The organism is Bradyrhizobium sp. Leaf396 (assembly GCF_001424605.1).
Classification (GTDB): Bacteria; Pseudomonadota; Alphaproteobacteria; order Rhizobiales; family Xanthobacteraceae; genus Bradyrhizobium; species Bradyrhizobium japonicum_C.
The window spans coordinates 48,156-63,435 of record NZ_LMQJ01000007.1; the positions used below are offsets into that span (position 1 = coordinate 48,156).

The 15,280-nt window shown below is 64.9% G+C and carries 18 protein-coding genes; 13 read left to right on the plus strand and 5 right to left on the minus strand.

The annotated features are described in order from the left end of the window. Positions 1-4 precede the first annotated feature (4 nt). From ASG57_RS08970 to ASG57_RS08995, 7 genes are all read left to right on the plus strand, one after another. Positions 5-1,096, plus strand: a complete 1,092-nt coding sequence (locus ASG57_RS08970; protein WP_024337718.1) for a DUF2336 domain-containing protein — start codon at positions 5-7, stop codon at positions 1,094-1,096. Positions 1,097-1,195: 99 nt separating this feature from the next. After that, positions 1,196-2,311 (plus strand): ATP-dependent DNA helicase, encoded by a 1,116-nt coding sequence (locus ASG57_RS08975; protein ID WP_024337717.1) that lies wholly within the window; start codon positions 1,196-1,198, stop codon positions 2,309-2,311. Positions 2,312-2,480: 169 nt separating this feature from the next. Then, entirely contained in the window at positions 2,481-3,854 is a 1,374-nt protein-coding gene (locus tag ASG57_RS08980; RefSeq protein WP_051160641.1) for an alpha/beta hydrolase family protein, read from the plus strand. Between the two features lie 159 nt (positions 3,855-4,013). Next, positions 4,014-4,718: a peptide-methionine (S)-S-oxide reductase MsrA gene (gene msrA, locus ASG57_RS08985; RefSeq protein WP_024337715.1), complete on the plus strand. Its 705-nt coding sequence runs from the start codon at positions 4,014-4,016 to the stop codon at positions 4,716-4,718. Positions 4,719-4,748: 30 nt separating this feature from the next. Beyond that, entirely contained in the window at positions 4,749-5,168 is a 420-nt protein-coding gene (gene msrB, locus ASG57_RS08990; protein ID WP_024337714.1) for a peptide-methionine (R)-S-oxide reductase MsrB, read from the plus strand. A gap of 106 nt (positions 5,169-5,274) precedes the next feature. After that, a complete protein-coding gene (locus ASG57_RS36180) occupies positions 5,275-5,439 on the plus strand; it encodes a DUF3309 family protein (RefSeq protein WP_035697745.1) in 165 nt (54 codons plus the stop codon). Between the two features lie 211 nt (positions 5,440-5,650). Then, on the plus strand, positions 5,651-5,944 hold the full coding sequence (locus tag ASG57_RS08995) for a hypothetical protein (RefSeq protein WP_024337713.1): 294 nt from the start codon (positions 5,651-5,653) through the stop codon (positions 5,942-5,944). A 135-nt stretch (positions 5,945-6,079) separates the two neighbouring features. Here ASG57_RS08995 and ASG57_RS09000 read toward each other — a convergent pair whose 3' ends face one another. Next, positions 6,080-6,622, minus strand: a complete 543-nt coding sequence (locus ASG57_RS09000; protein ID WP_024337712.1) for a DUF4112 domain-containing protein — start codon at positions 6,620-6,622, stop codon at positions 6,080-6,082. Between the two features lie 59 nt (positions 6,623-6,681). Then, positions 6,682-7,107 (minus strand): DUF5413 family protein, encoded by a 426-nt coding sequence (locus ASG57_RS09005; protein ID WP_024337711.1) that lies wholly within the window; start codon positions 7,105-7,107, stop codon positions 6,682-6,684. Between the two features lie 145 nt (positions 7,108-7,252). On the opposite strand from ASG57_RS09005, the gene ASG57_RS09010 reads away from it, so the two are divergent. From ASG57_RS09010 to ASG57_RS09020, 3 genes are all read left to right on the plus strand, one after another. Further along, positions 7,253-7,492, plus strand: coding sequence for a hypothetical protein (locus ASG57_RS09010; protein ID WP_024337710.1), 240 nt, complete (start codon positions 7,253-7,255; stop codon positions 7,490-7,492). A gap of 36 nt (positions 7,493-7,528) precedes the next feature. Next, on the plus strand, positions 7,529-7,756 hold the full coding sequence (locus ASG57_RS09015; RefSeq protein ID WP_024337709.1) for a hypothetical protein: 228 nt from the start codon (positions 7,529-7,531) through the stop codon (positions 7,754-7,756). Positions 7,757-8,009: 253 nt separating this feature from the next. Further along, entirely contained in the window at positions 8,010-8,285 is a 276-nt protein-coding gene (locus tag ASG57_RS09020) for a hypothetical protein (protein ID WP_349509749.1), read from the plus strand. Positions 8,286-8,443: 158 nt separating this feature from the next. Here the strand turns inward: ASG57_RS09020 and ASG57_RS09025 are convergent, their stop codons facing one another. Both ASG57_RS09025 and ASG57_RS09030 read right to left on the minus strand, forming a co-directional pair. Further along, positions 8,444-10,039 (minus strand): hypothetical protein, encoded by a 1,596-nt coding sequence (locus ASG57_RS09025; protein WP_024337707.1) that lies wholly within the window; start codon positions 10,037-10,039, stop codon positions 8,444-8,446. A 37-nt stretch (positions 10,040-10,076) separates the two neighbouring features. Further along, positions 10,077-11,369, minus strand: coding sequence for an adenylosuccinate synthase (locus ASG57_RS09030; RefSeq protein ID WP_024337706.1), 1,293 nt, complete (start codon positions 11,367-11,369; stop codon positions 10,077-10,079). Positions 11,370-11,739: 370 nt separating this feature from the next. Between ASG57_RS09030 and ASG57_RS09035 the strand changes: the two genes are divergently transcribed. Further along, positions 11,740-12,672, plus strand: a complete 933-nt coding sequence (locus ASG57_RS09035) for a DMT family transporter (RefSeq protein ID WP_024337705.1) — start codon at positions 11,740-11,742, stop codon at positions 12,670-12,672. A 45-nt stretch (positions 12,673-12,717) separates the two neighbouring features. Here the strand turns inward: ASG57_RS09035 and ASG57_RS09040 are convergent, their stop codons facing one another. Continuing rightward, positions 12,718-13,107, minus strand: coding sequence for a DUF1330 domain-containing protein (locus ASG57_RS09040; RefSeq protein WP_200948540.1), 390 nt, complete (start codon positions 13,105-13,107; stop codon positions 12,718-12,720). Positions 13,108-13,212: 105 nt separating this feature from the next. Here ASG57_RS09040 and ASG57_RS09045 point away from each other — a divergent pair, with 105 nt between their 5' ends. Both ASG57_RS09045 and ASG57_RS09050 read left to right on the plus strand, forming a co-directional pair. Then, complete coding sequence (locus ASG57_RS09045; protein ID WP_024337703.1) at positions 13,213-14,145, plus strand: DMT family transporter; 933 nt, start codon at positions 13,213-13,215, stop codon at positions 14,143-14,145. Positions 14,146-14,247: 102 nt separating this feature from the next. Beyond that, positions 14,248-15,225 carry a Bug family tripartite tricarboxylate transporter substrate binding protein gene (locus ASG57_RS09050; protein WP_024337702.1) on the plus strand — a complete coding sequence of 326 codons (978 nt, stop codon included), beginning with the start codon at positions 14,248-14,250 and terminating at the stop codon, positions 15,223-15,225. Positions 15,226-15,280: the final 55 nt, after the last annotated feature.

Sequence of the window (15,280 nt, forward strand, 5' to 3'; positions counted from 1 at the left end):
AAGCATGATGCAGCAGACGAATTCCATCATCGACGAGCTCGAAGATGCGGTCCGTAACGGCTCCTCGGCCAAACGGATCGAGACGTTGCGACGGGTGACAGACCTGTTTCTCGACCAGGGGCAGCGCCTCAGCGACGATCAGGTCGAGGTCTTCGATCATGTGCTCTCGCATCTGGTGACGCGGGTGGAAAGTCGTGTCAGGGCCGAGCTTGGCGATCGTCTGGCGCCGCTGGATTATGCACCTGCCGGCGTGCTCGAACGCCTCGCCTGGGACGACGAGATCGCCGTCGCGGGCAAGGTGCTGACCGAGTCCAATCGCCTGAGCACCCCGACGCTGGTCGAGATCGCGAAAGCCAAGGGACAGGATCACCTGTTCGCCATTTCCGGCCGCGCCGACCTGCCGGAGGTCGTCACCGACGTCCTGGTCGAGCGCGGCGAGCGCAAGGTCATCCGCCGCCTTGCCGTCAACACGACCGCCCGCTTTTCCGAGGACGGCTATGGCGGCATGATCGCGCACGCGGAAGCCGACGAAACGCTCGCCGAATCGCTCGGCCTGCGCATCGATCTTCCCATCAAATATCTTCGCGACCTGCTGCAGCGCGCGACCGAAGCCGTGCGCGCGCGCCTTGCGACCATTGCCCCGCCGGAGCTCCAGGCCGAGATCAAGCGCATCCTCGCCGCGATCACCAGCAAGGCGGCCCCGCCAGAGCCGAAGCGGGATTTCAGCCTGGCTGAAGCGGCCGTCAAGCGGATGAAGGGCCTCAACGAACTCAACGATGCCGCCATCGCCCGGTTCGCGGAAACCAGGAGATTCGACGAGGTTGCCGCCGCGCTCGGGCTTCTCAACAACAGCGCGCCAACCGAGCTGATGGCGAAGGTTCTGGAAGGGCCGCGTGCCGATCTCGTGCTGATCCCGTGCAAATCGGCAGGCCTCGGCTGGCCGACGGTCGAAAGAATCCTCTGCAATCGTCCAGCCAAGTACCGCATCGACGAGGCCACCCTGAAGCTCGCGGGCACGGATTTCGCCAAGCTGTCCCCCGCGACGGCCGAGCGCACACTGCGATTCTGGCAGCTGCACGACCGGATCGACAAATAGCCGGGGACGGGCAGGACGGCCTGAACGCCGCTTGAACGGCTGGCCGCAATGGTTAGCTTCCGCGAAGCGGCGAATCGCCGGTTCCTTCTCAAGACGGACATGCCCACCTTCACCCCGCATCAGGACGCCGCGCTCAAGGCCGTTGGCGACTGGCTCAAGGCCAAGCCCGGCCGGGGCGGCACGCCGCCGGTGTTCCGCCTGTTCGGCTTTGCCGGCACCGGCAAGACCACGCTGGCGCGGCACATCGCCGAGGGCGTCGATGGCGAGGTGAAGTTCGCCGCCTTCACCGGCAAGGCCGCACTCGTCATGCGCAACAAGGGTTGCGACGACGCGTCCACCATCCACTCGCTGATCTACCGCGCCCGCGAATCCGGCGAGGAGCAGCCGAGCTTCGAGCTGTGGGACGATGCGCCGGCCTCCAAGGCCAAGCTGATCGTCATCGACGAATGCTCGATGGTCGATGCCGAATTGGGGCGCGACTTGATGTCGTTCGACTGCCCTCTCTTGGTGCTGGGCGATCCCGCGCAGCTGCCGCCGATCCAGGGCGGCGGCTTCTTCACCAATTCGGAGCCGGATGCGATGCTGACCGAGGTGCATCGTCAGGCCCAGGACGATCCGATCGTGCGGATGTCGATGGACGTCAGGGAAGGTCGCGAGCTCGACATCGGCCGCTACGGCGAGAGCGAGGTGGTGTCGCGGAAGGAGCTCGATCCCGACCGCGTGATGGGCGCCGACCAGATCCTGGTCGGTCGCAACAACACGAGGCGCGCCTACAACATGCGGGTGCGTCAGCGCCAGAACATCGAGGACCAGTTTCCAGTCGCCGGCGACAAGCTGGTGTGCCTGCGCAACAATCGCAAGAAGGGCCTGTTCAACGGCGGCCTGTGGCGCGTGAAGTCGCGCAACACATCGCGATCGAAGTCACGCATCCTCAGCATGCGGCTGATGCCGGACGAGGATTTCGGTCACAAGGTCACGAAGGTCTCGGTTCGCGCGGATTGCTTCGAGGGCGGCATCGAGCAGATCGCGTGGGAGCAACGCAAGCCCTATGACGAGTTCGATTACGGCTACGTGCTGACCGTGCACAAGTCGCAGGGCTCGCAATGGGACGATGTCGTGCTGTTCGACGAGAGCTTTGCGTTCCAGGAGTCCAGGGCAAGGTGGCTCTATACCGGCATCACGCGCGCCGCGAAGCGGCTGAGCGTGGTGGTGTGATGCTGCAACCCGGATGAGCGTAGCGACATCCCGGAAGAAAGGACCCGCCTGTCGCTGCGCTCATACTGACTGCGAACCCGCCCGCAAAGGGCAGCCGCGCCGAGGTACATTCACCGCGCGCTAGGCTTTTCAGTGTATCAGCTTGCGATCTGCATCGGAGCGGAACGTTATGACTGCACGCGCAACAAGATCTCATGAACTCGTTACCCGATCCGATTGTACACTGAGCCGACGGAGCTTCCTGAAGTCCGCGAGTGTGGCAGCAGGCTCCCTCGCACTGTCGACCGCGATTCCGGGAACCGCTCTTGCGGCGCCGGCGACGCGTACGAACCCGAGCGGGCCGGTGCGCGTCTCGAAGGAACGGCTCGATAAGCTGGCCGCGACGTTCTATGCCGTCTTCAACGAGGGCAATATTCTGCCGGCGCCCTTCCCGGACAAATTCGCCGCGCGCAACGACGTCGAGCTGAGGCGCATCGTCACTTTCACGCGCATCCCCGAGACGGGAGAACGCGTTGAGGTCAGCGGCCTGCTTGCCGTGCCGGCCGGCGCGCGCGGCGCCTTGCCGCTGGTGTCGTGGCAGCACGGCACGATCCTGTCGTTCGACGAGGTCCCCTCGAATCTTCTGCGCCTGGACGACCAGAAATATGAGCTGCGCGACAATGTCGACTCGATCGAGACCCTGTTCAACATCCAGCGCTTCGCCGGCAACGGCTATGCGGTCGTCGCGGCCGACTATGTCGGCAAGGGCCCCTATCGCCGCGGCCGGAGCGAAGCCTACGCGGTGAAGGGCGCGACCGTGCAATGCTGCCTCGACGTTCTGAGCGCCGGGCAGCGCGAACTGCGGACGCTGGGCCTGCGCCAATCCTCCCTGTTCCTGAACGGGTGGTCGCAAGGCGCGCTGAACACGCAGTGGCTCAAACAAGAGATGCAGCGCCGAGACATCAAGGTGCGGGCGGCCGCGGCTGAGAGTCCGTTCAACAATCTCGCCGAGAGCTTCCACTATTGGTCGAACCCCGCCGCCTATATTCCGGCCTCGGAAAGCTCGTATCCGATGCCGCCGGCCTGGATCACGCCTTGCATCATCGTCCTGCTCGGCAGCTATCGGCGCTATTACGGGCTGAACGATTTGTTCAAGACGGCGATCAAGCCGCAATATCGGGCCTTCGCGGAAAAGTACTGGACCGATTACAGCCTCGATGGAGAGATCGCGAAGAGCATTCCTCCTGCGGGCGATTTCCTGACCGACGGCTTCTTCGATCGTTTCACCAACGACACGAACAGCAAGTTCATGCGCCGGCTGGGCGACAACGGCACGACGTTCTGGGACTACGATTCCCCGATCAAGTTCTACTACGGAATGGCCGACGAGGCCTTGCCGCCGCGCCTGGTGCAGCCGGCCATCGTCGCCGGCGGGCACTTCGCCGACGGCGTTCCGGTCAAGGGCGCGAGCCACCGCGGCACGTTCCTGGCGAGCCTCTATGGCGAAAGTACCGTCCTGAACGGATCTCCGACGGCGTTCGACTGGTTCAATACGCTGCTGTGAGCGGGACCCCCGGCCCGGCGGGCGCCCTCACGGACTCGTGTCCGGCCGCCTGTAACAGCGGGGCGGGACAGTCGTATCTTCGGCAACGACCGACGCCGGCGAGGCTATTCGCCCGGGCCGGCTCGCCTTAGACTGCCCACCCTTGCCAGAGGATCCGCCATGCGCCGACCCGCCCTCGCCTTCCTGCTCGCCGCAACCACCGCCCTGACGCTGGCCCTTGCCGTGCCGTCACGCGCCGCGGAGGAGGCGGTCGTGATCCCTCCTCCCGCAATGGACGCGGCGCCTGCGAGCGGCATCCAGACCGCCGTGCTCGCCGGCGGCTGCTTCTGGGGCGTGCAGGGCGTCTTCCAGCACACCGCGGGCGTCCTCAACGCAATCTCCGGCTATGCCGGCGGCACCAAGGCGACCGCCGACTACCAGAGCGTATCGAGCGGCCGCACCGGCCATGCCGAGGCGGTCGAGATCAAGTATGACCCGAAGAAGATCTCCTACGGCAAGATCCTCCAGATCTACTTCTCCGTGGTGCACGACCCGACCCAGCTCAATCGGCAGGGCCCCGATGTCGGCCCGCAATATCGCTCGGCCATCTTCGTGTCATCCGACGAACAGAAGAAGGTAGCGGAGGCCTATATCGCCCAGCTCAACGGCGCGAAGGTCTTCAAGAAGCCGATCGTGACCAAGGTCGGTGCGCTGGAGGCGTTCTACCCGGCGGAGGCTTACCACCAGGATTATCTGACGCTGCACCCGAACCAGCCCTACATTGCCTATAACGACATCCCGAAGGTCGAGAACCTGAAAAAGCTGTTCGCGGATAACTATATCGAGAAGCCGACGCTGGTGAATGCCGGCAAGGCCACCAACTGATCGAAAGATCACCAAAGCAACGGGAGATCCATGCCCGACACCAAGACGAAGATCACGGATGACAAAGTCATCAAGAGCGAGGAGCAGTGGCGGCGCGAACTGACGCCGATGCAGTACGCCGTGCTGCGCGAGAAGGCGACCGAGCGGCCGTTCTCCGGCGAGTATGAGCACGAGCACCGTGCCGGCACTTATGTGTGCGCCGGCTGCGGCAATGTGCTGTTTGAATCCGACGCCAAGTTCGACTCCGGCTGCGGTTGGCCGAGCTTCACCCAGCCGGCGGTCGAGAGCCATATCGACGAGGAGCGGGATACGAGCCACGGCATGATCCGCACCGAGGTGCTCTGCTCCAAGTGCAGCGGCCATCTCGGCCATGTCTTCCCCGACGGGCCCGGGCCGACCGGCCTGCGCTACTGCATCAACTCGGCAGCGCTGAAGCTGGAGCCGAAATGAGCGGCGCGGGATCGGGTTCCGACGTGGAACCCGATCCCGCGATGTGCTTTTCTCTTCTGGCGGAGCGGCCGATCCTCACGTTTCGGCGGCTGCCAGGGAGGATGCCATGACGCTTGGGACCATCCTGATCATCCTGGTCATCATCTATCTGATCGGCGGGCTCTCCGGCCGGTTCGGCGGCTACGGCTATGGCCTGGGCCATTCCGGCATGGGGATCGGCGGGGTGGTGCTGGTCGTGCTGATCGTGCTGCTGCTTCTTGGCAAGTTATGATGCAATAAGTCGTTGATATTGCTGGATTTATATCACCCGTAGAGCTGCCATGCGCGGATTCATCATCTCGCATCGCAGGGGTCGCATTTCTGTCAAAACGGCCTATATTAGAGGACGAAAATGACATGCGGCGGGCCCGCTTGATTGCGGCCTCTGCCCTCCCCAACCCCACGCGCTTAAAGCCCCAGAGAAGATCACGAGGTCTTTGACCATGCGTCCACTGCGTCCGTTCAACTTCAACACCTCCGCCGAACTCTTCCCCGCCGCGATTCGCAAGAAGAAGCGCGCCGGCTTCACCTATCGCCGGTTCGGCACCGCAGCCGAGGCCGTGCAGTTCGCGATGGAGCAGTTGCCGACGGATTCGCTGAACGGCGCCTATCTCCAGGTCGAGGAAGCACGCTTCGACCAGAACGGCATCCGCTCGCTGTACGAAAGCGATGCCTTCCCGCTGCCCCGTCGGCCCAAGCCGGCCCCGGCCGCTGAGACCGACGCCGACGCGGCATAGGCTTTTCGCAAAACAGTTCGATGTGCGCAGAAGGCGCGATGGCCGAAAGGTCGTCGTGCCTTTTGTGTGTCGAGGCTCCTCTCCCGCCGGAGACATCCGGCGCATTGTCGACCGGATGGATATGCGGGAAGCGGCCTACATCCGCGGCTGCTTCTCCAGCCAGCGCTGGAGGAGGCGCACGTTGCGCATGTTGGCTCGGAACATCACGTCGAAGGCGTCGCCGGCGAATGGGATCAGGCCGACCGCGCCATCGAGCGCGACATTGCCGAGCATGCGCGCCGTGATGTGCCAGGGCGCGCCCAGCGCGCGAGCCTCGCGCACAAGCCATAGCGAGATCGCAGTCGTGATGATGTCGCCGACGACGGGGATCAGCCCGATCAGCCCGTCGATGCCGTAGCGGATGTTGGTGCCGGGCAGGATGAAGGCGACGTCGAGCAGCTTGGCGATGGCCTCGAGCCGCGCGATCCGCTGCTCGCGCGTCAGATTGCCGAACGGATTGCCTTGCCCGAACTCGAACCGAAACTCGCGAAATCCCTGCTCCAGCGTTTCGGGCCTGATTTCGTGCCCCTCCTGATCGATGATCGGCCCGCGCGCCTCCTTGCCGAAGGAGGTCGTACGCGAACTGCTCCCCGAAGGAGCTCGGCGCGGCGCAAGGATGTCGTCGTCGGACATGGTCATGGCCTCCACACAACGCGCCGCCGCGACGGAGGTTGCCGCGCCGCGCCCGAAGGTCGCGCTCAGGTCGGCGCCGCCGCGGCTTCCGGCTCCTCGACATAACGATGCACGAGCCAGGATGAGATCACTGCCGGCACGAAGCCGACGAGCCCATACAGGATGAACTGCACCGCGCCCGAATCCGGCCCGCGCGAGCTGTAGGTGAACGAGGCCAGAGCGAAGGCGAACAGGCCGACCAGGAGCATCCGCAAAACCGGGCCGATCCGGCGGATGTGGATCAGGATGTCATCGATTGCGCCGATCATCAGCGCGGGCAGGAACCCGAACAGGTAGCTGTATTGCAGGGTCTTGAAGAACACGGCGAACAGTTTGCCGACCTCGCCAAGATTGGTCTGGGTCCAATAGCCGGACTGGTAGGTGGTCGTCAGCAGCAGCAGGAACCCGCCGACGAACGGGCCGACCAGCGCAAACACCAGATAGCGTTTCATCAAGCACCTCACCCTTTGCCAGCGTTATAGCAGCGCGGAGGGAACCTTGAACAGCGGGGCACCAGGCGTCCGCATCAGGGGAACAAGTGGCAAGGCGACGAGTTCATGCTGGACCTGAATTTAACCCTGGCAGACTGGAGCCCTGATGGCCCGCAAACTTCTCCTGGCGACGATCGCGCTGGCAGCCCTTGGCCTGTCCGACGCGCCTGCTTTCGCTCAAGGCCACATGGGCACGCCGCAGGAGCAGAAGGCCTGCTCGCGCGACGCGCAACGTTTCTGCCGCAAGAACCTCGGCAACGACCTGGCGGTGCAAGGCTGCCTGCAAGCCAATCGGGCCAAGTTGTCGAAGTCGTGCAGCAAGGTGTTTCAGAGCCACGGCATGTGAGGATCGGACCCCGCCCCGCGAATGGAGAGTGAAGCCATGTTGCACGACGAAGAACTCTCAATCCTGCGGGACATCAGCCAATCCATTGCGTTTGCGGACGATCGGCAAGGCAAGATGGGGCAATTGATCGCCGACGGCTACGTCATGAAGGACGGCGATCTGTTCGAGCTCACGGCCAAGGGCGTCACCGCCGTCGAGGAGCACGCCGCTCTCGGCATGAGCGATGCGGAACAAGCGAACGCATCCTCCGACCGACTGATCTGACCGCCCGCGACGTGACTCGCGCGCAACAATTGCGAATTCCTTTGCGCCGACCATTGCAGGTGCGCGCCAATGGCGCATACTTCGCTCGGGCGGCGCAGCACTTTCGATTCGAACAACATCAAAGAAATCGAGCGACCACATGCGGGACCAAGTTCCCGGCGTGGAGGCTGTGACATGCGGCAGATCAAGCCGCGTGCGGCGCCCCAAGAAACCAAGCGGCTCAAGCCCGCGGAAACTCGGGGACCAATCTCGCATGACACGCAATCAGACGATCGCTTCGCTCTTCGCTTTCGCCGTCACCAGCCTGGCACTCCAGACCTCACCCGGCCTCGCCTTCACGTCCGAAGCACAGCAGATGTGCTCGGGCGATGCGATGCGGCTGTGCTCCAGTGAAATTCCGGATATTCCGCGAATCACCGCCTGCATGGTGCGGAACAAGTCGCAGGTCAGCCCCGGCTGCCGCGCCGTGATGGACCGCGAGCACGCAGCCGCCGCGGCATCCCGCAAGCGGGAAGCTTCGGCGCGGTAGTGACCGTATGGGGTGTCATTCCGGGGCGGTGCGCAGCACCGAACCCGGAATCCATGTCTCGACGTCACGCGCTGCACGATGGCTTCTCAGATGCGCAATTGCGCATCATAGCTCGTGCTTCGCATGCCGCGGGATGACGGAAGTGGCGGCCGCCTAACTCAATCGCCCCACTGCGCGAACGCGTCGTTGAAGGCGCGTTCGCCGGGAGCGCCCTTCTCGATGGCGATGATGGCGCGGCGCTGGTTGGAGTAGACCAGCGGCACGTCGAACCAGGAGCGCTCCTTCAGGAGCTGGATGTTGCGGGCGCGGTCGGCGTCGACATTGGAGAGGCCGACCAGGAAGAAGCCGTCGGTGACCTTGACCGCGAGGCCTGCGAGCGGCGTGCCGCGCGCCTGCTCGTTCGACTTCATCAGAATGCCCGGCACGTTGGAGACGCTGCCGCCAGGAAAATCCGGCGGCAGGATGAAGGTCAGCTCCGCGGTGTGGCTCGCCGGCAGCGAGGAATCGGTGTTGCGGCGGAACGACATGGTCATCTTGAACTTGCGGTCGGGGATCTCGATGTCGGCGCGCACGGCGACGTCGGGCTTCTGGTTGCCGGACGCCTTGATCGGCTCGAGCCGCCACACCACCGAGCCGACATATTGCTTGCCCTTCGGGTCGGACGGATCCTCGTCGTAGAGCACGACCTTCTGCGCCACGGGCGCGACCGGCTGATCCGCCGAAGGCTGGCCGACGCGATCGGGGATCTTCGGCTTGCTCTGCGGCTGCGCCGGAGTCGGCGCCTCCACCACCTGCGTTGCGGATGGCTTGAAGAAGCCGTTGACGACCTGGACCAGCTGCCTGCCCCAGAGGATGCCGGCCCCGACCAGGATCAGCACGATGCCGACGGCAATCGCGCTCTTGAACGGGAACGCCGAGCTGGTGCGGACGCGCTTCTTGACGTCGCGCTCGGGGGCGACGCGCGCACGGGGCGAGGGCGGCTGCGGCGCGTAGCGCTCGGCTTCCTCGATCGATTCGTCGTAGGAATAGGGCGCCTCGGACTCGCCGGCGCGGCTTTCCAGGCTCGGCTCCAGCCGGTCGAATTCCGGCGAGGGCGAGGGGACGTTGGCATAGGTGCGGCGCGCGGCGCGGCTCGCCTGCGCGGCAGCACCGCCGAGATCATTGGCGTCGGCCGTGATGTCGCGGAAGCCGCGCACGCCCGGTGCCGGCGGCAGCGGCGGGGCAGGTCCGACATCGGGCGGACGGCGCCCGCCCGCGCGATCGCGGCCGGCCGGCGGCTCAGGTGTCGGCGGCGGGGCCGTGGGGCCCGGCTGGCGCGGGGCGTCGAAACGGGGAGCGCGCGGCGGGCGCGGGGTCTCGCCCTGGTCATCGACGTTGAAGGACGGGCGGTCGGCTCGCGGCGGGGTCGGGGCAGGACGCGTGCGCGGCGGGGCCGCAGCCGGGCTGCCCTCAGCGGCACGGGTGCTGGCGCGTCGGAAGGCATCTCCACTGCCGCCGGAGCGCGGGCCGCCGCCGCCGGGGCGCGAGGCCTCTCGGGCACGTTGGGCAGCCTCCGATTCGACCTTGCGAACGGCCTCTTCCAGCGACAGCCGCTCGCGCGTGATCTCGGACTCGGACAGCGGCGGCTGCACACTGCGCAGCTGCGCGATCAGGGCCGTGCGAGCCCGCTCATAGAGCGCGCGACGGCTCTCGCCGGGAGCATTCGGGTCCAGGGCGGCAATAGCGCGGGCGATCAGCGGATAGTAATCAGCCATTTCTACTCAACTATACGCGCGTCCCGGTAAGAGATCGTTAAGCCTCAAACGGATTTTGCACCAGGATAGTATCCTCGCGTTCCGGGCTGGTGGAAAGCAGCGCGACGGGGCATCCCACCAATTCCTCGATCCGGCGGACATATTTGATGGCCTGGGCCGGCAGGTCGGCCCAGGACCGCGCGCTGGCGGTCGGCTCCTTCCAGCCCTCGATGGTCTCGTAGATCGGCTCGACCCGGCTTTGGGCGCCCTCGCCGGCCGGGAAATGGTCGATCTCCTTGCCATCGAGCTTGTAGCCGGTGCAGACCTCGATCGTGTCGAAGCCGTCGAGAATGTCCAGCTTGGTCAGCGCCAGACCGTTGATGCCGCAGGTCCGGACCGCCTGACGCACCAGCACGGCATCGAACCAGCCGCAGCGGCGCGGACGGCCGGTATTGGTGCCGAACTCGCGGCCCCGCTCGCCGATCTTGCGGCCGATCTCGTTGTCCTGTTCGGTCGGGAACGGGCCCTGGCCGACACGGGTCGTGTAGGCCTTGCACAGGCCGAGCACATAGCCGACCGCGCCCGGCCCGAGGCCGGCACCGGTCGCGGCCTGCGCCGCCACCGTGTTGGACGAGGTGACGTAAGGATAAGTGCCGTGGTCGACGTCGAGCAGCGCGCCTTGCGCGCCCTCGAACAACATGCGCTTGCCTTCGCGCCGCTTGATGTCGAGCAGCCGCCACACCGTCTCGGCGTAGGGCAACAGCTGCGGCGCCAGCGCGGTCAATTCCTTCAGGATCTCCTTTCCGTCGAATTCCGGCAGATTGAGGCCACGGCGGAGCGCATTGTGGTGCGCCAGGAGGCGGTCGATCTTGTGCGGAAGCGTGTCGAGATCGGCAAGGTCCATCAGACGGATGGCACGGCGGCCGACCTTGTCTTCATAGGCAGGTCCGATGCCGCGGCGGGTGGTGCCGATCGCGGTCGCGGCGCTCGCGGATTCGCGGTGAGCATCGAGCTCGCGGTGCAGCGGCAGGATGAGCGTGACGTTCTCGGCGACGCGCAAATTGTCCGGAGAGACCGCGACGCCCTGGGCCCTGAGCTTGGTGACCTCGTCGAGGAAGGCGGTGGGATCGAACACCACGCCGTTGCCGATCACCGACAGCTTCTGGTCGCGCAACACGCCGGAGGGCAGCAGCGCGAGCTTGTACGTCTTGCCGTTGATCACCAGCGTGTGGCCGGCGTTGTGACCGCCCTGGAAGCGGACGACGATATCCGCCTGCTCCGACAACCAGTCGACGATCTTGCCCTTCCCTTCGTCGCCCCACTGGGCGCCGACGACGACAACATTGGCCATTCTCGGGTAATCCTTCGAAGATTTTAGATGCGCCACCCAAGCTGACGGCCGGGAGCCGCTCGCACGCAAGGCAGCCAACCGGATAAAGGAAGCAGCCCCTCTAGGCAAGCAAGAACGGGGCATTTTCCGGGCCCGAGAGACACTTTAAGCCTTTGATATCCCCCGAAAATCCTGAAGGCTGCCGGATCAGATCGGCAAGCCTCGACCAAAGCGGGAGACCGATCCCGGCCGCTGCATGGTCGCGATGCATCCCGCCCCCGTTGATGCAACCACGATTTCCGTGTCTTTGGGTCTTTGCCGGGCTGTCAGCCGGCCCGACCTTGCCGGGCCGGGGCCCCGGCGCGCATGACGCGGAGCCAAAACAATCAGAATGTCCGCCACCGGCCAGAGCACGGGCTCCGAATCATCAGGCCATCACTGGATCGCCAACCAGCCTTACCTGCTGCTCAGCATCACAGCCCTGTGCTGGGCCGGCAACGCCATCGTCGGGCGGCTCGCCGCCGGCCACATTCCGCCGGTCACGCTATCCTTTTTGCGCTGGTTCTTCGCCTTCCTGCTGGTGCTGCCGTTTGCCTGGAAGCACCTCGTGCAGGACTGGCCGGCCATCCGCGGCAAGCTCGGCCTGATGGTCACGCTCTCGATCACCGGAATCGGCGCCTTCAACACGCTGCAATATTGGGCGCTGGAGCATACCCAGGCGCTGAATACGCTGCTGCTCCAGTCGGCCGCGCCGCTGCTCGTGGCGCTGTGGTCGCTGGCCATCCTCGGCATCCGCCTCACCGCGGCGCAGGCTTTCGGCGTGCTGCTGTCGATGTGCGGCGTGCTGACGATCCTGCTGCACGGCGACTTCACCACGCTGTCGAACATCGAGTTCAACAAGGGCGACCTCATCTTCATCGTCGCGCTCGTCATCTTCGCACTTTACTCGGTGCTGACCCTGAAGCGGCCGCCGATGCACGGACTGTCGTTCCTCGCCTTCACGTTCGGGGTCGGTGCCGCCTGCCTGATTCCGCTGGAGATTTGGGAACTGTCCGCGCGGCCCGTGATGAAGCTCGACGGGCCGAACCTGTTGACGCTGTTCTACGTCGCCGTCTTTCCGTCGGCGCTCGCCTATCTCTGCTTCAATCGCGGCGTGCGCCTGATCGGGGCCAACCGCGCTGCGCCGTTCTTCCACGTCGTGCCGGTGTTCGGCTCGGTCATGGCGATGGTGTTCCTCGGCGAGCACCCGCAGATCTTCCATTTCGTCGGCTTCGCGCTGGTGTTGGCGGGCGTGTTCGTGGCATCGCGGAAGCAGACGACGTAGGCGCCAAGCACAGGCGCATTTTGCGCGAGCTGGCGCGTGCGCTCGCTATTTCACCTTGAACTTGCTGTAGGCCTCGCTCGTCGCGATGATCACGTGCTCGGCGCAGCCGTTGACGCGATGCGGATCGGCTTCACGCTCGTAGGCTTCCGACGTCATCATGTCGAGAAAGGCCGAGACGGACGGATAATGGACCAGCGCAACGAAATCCCACGCGTTGCCCGCGTGCGGACCGAGGGCGACCGTTTTGGCTTCGCCGGTCCAGAGCAACGTGCCGCCGCGCGCCCTGATCATCGGCACGGTGATCGCACTGTAGCGCAGATACGCGTCCCAGCCGGAGCCATTGCCATCGCGCGAACGCGCGTGGAAGCGCATCAGGTTCAGCATCACCACCGGCGCACTCGGATCGAGCCGCTCCAGGCCTTCGATGTTCAACATATTGACCGCCAATGGCACCTCCTCAGCTCATGCCTGCATTGTAGCATTGCGGCGCTGTGACTTGTGTCACGGCGGCGATCCGGCGCAAGCTCGCATCCAACGCCAATGACGACCGCTTCGCCCGCGCCACCGGCCTCGAATCCGGCCAACTGGCTCAACAACCAGCCCTATCTGCTGCTCAGCCTAACCTCGCTGTTCTGGGCCGGCAACATCGTGCTCGCTCGCCATGTCGGCGCGCATGTGCCGCCGCTGACGGTGACCACGATCCGCTGGTACGGCGTGTTCCTGATCCTGTTGCCGTTCGCCTGGCAGCATCTGAAGCGCGACTGGCCTGCCTTGCGCAAGAGCCTCCCCTTGATGCTGTTCCTGTCGCTGGTCGGCTTTGCCTTCAACAACGCGATCTCCTACTGGGCAATGCAGTACACGGAGGCGCTGAACGCGCTGCTGATCCAGTCGGCGGGTCCCCTGTTCGTGGCGCTGTGGTCGCTGGTGCTGTTCGGCGTGCGGCTGACCGGGGCGCAGCTTGGCGGCATCGCGATCTCGCTCTTCGGTGTGCTGATCATCATCCTGCGTGGCGACCTTGCCGCGCTTGCGAGCATCAGCTTCAACAGGGGCGACATCATGTTCGCCTCCTCGCTGGTGGCGTTCGGCATCTACTCCGCCTTCATTCCGCGGCGGCCGAAGATTCATCAGCTCTCCTTCCTGTCCTTCACCACCTGCTGCGGCGCGACGATGCTGCTGCCGACGGCGATCTGGGAGACAGCAAGCGGCCACGTGCTGCACTTCGACGGGAAGACGCTGGCGACGCTGGGCTACATCCTGATCTTTCCCTCCACCCTCGCCTACCTTTTCTTCAATAGGGGCGTGGCGCTGATCGGGCCGAACCGGGCGGCGCCGTTCTTCCATCTGGTGCCGGTGTTCGGCTCTGCGATGGCGATCCTGCTGCTGGGTGAAAAGCTCCAGCCGTTCCATCTGATCGGCTACGCGCTGGTGCTCGCGGGCGTCGTGCTTGCATCGCGCCAAGGCTCGGCGCGGTGACGTAATTCCGCGCGACGGACGCATTAACGACCTCCGACCATCTTTCGAATCCTTTTCGGACGAGCTAGGTTCCGCGCCAACCAAAAAAGGGAACGACCAAAGATGATTTCAACGTTGATTCGAAACCTGCGGACGGTCGGTGTGGCCGCACTCTGCCTCGCAGCGGCATCCACGGCCCAGGCCGACAATTATCCCAGCCGGAATATCACGCTGGTCTTGCCGTTCGCGGCCGGCAGCGGCACGGACACAACGACACGGCTGATCTCGCAGCACCTGTCGCAAGCGCTCGGCGTCGGCATCGTCATCGAGAACAAGGCGGGCGCCAACGGCATGCTTGCCGCCACCTATGTCGCGAAGGCCGCACCCGACGGCTACACGCTGCTGGTGACGACCAACACCACGCATTCGGCCAATCCCTATCTGCTCAAGAGCCTCACTTACGATCCGGTCAAGGATTTCACCCCGATCGCCCGCACCGGCGATTTACCCTTCATGCTGGTCATCAATCCGGAAGTGCCGGCCAAGACCGTCGGTGAGCTGGTGGCCTATGGCAAGGCCAATCCGGGCAAGCTGAGCTACGCCTCGGGCTCATCGTCGGCGATCGTGTCGGGCGCGACCTTCGCGCACAATGCGGGCCTCGACCTCCTGCACGTCCCCTACAAGAGCTCGCCGCCGGCGCTCAACGACGTCATGGGCGGCCGCGTCTCGATGATGTTCGTGGACATCCTGACCGGTCTGCCGCACGTCAACGGCAACGCCTTGCGCGCGCTTGCCGTCACCACCAAGGACCGCTCGCCGCTGGCGCCGCACCTGCCCTCGATGCAGGAAGCTGGCGTGCCGGATTTCGACATCTCGTCCTGGCAGGGCTATTTCGGCCCTGCCGGCATGCCGAAGGAGATCGTGACGCGGCTCAACACCGAGATCCGGAAGATCATCGAGAACCCGGAGATCAAGGCCAAGCTCGCTACGCTCGGCATGGACGCCTTCTCCGGCACGCCGGAGCAGCTTGAAGCGTTCGTGAAGGATCAACTCGTGCTTTGGGAGAAGCTGATCACGAACGCGAAGATCGAGAAGCAGTAGCCCAGTCATTCCGGGGCGCGCGTAGCGTGACCCCGGACTCCCGCGATTCCGGGTT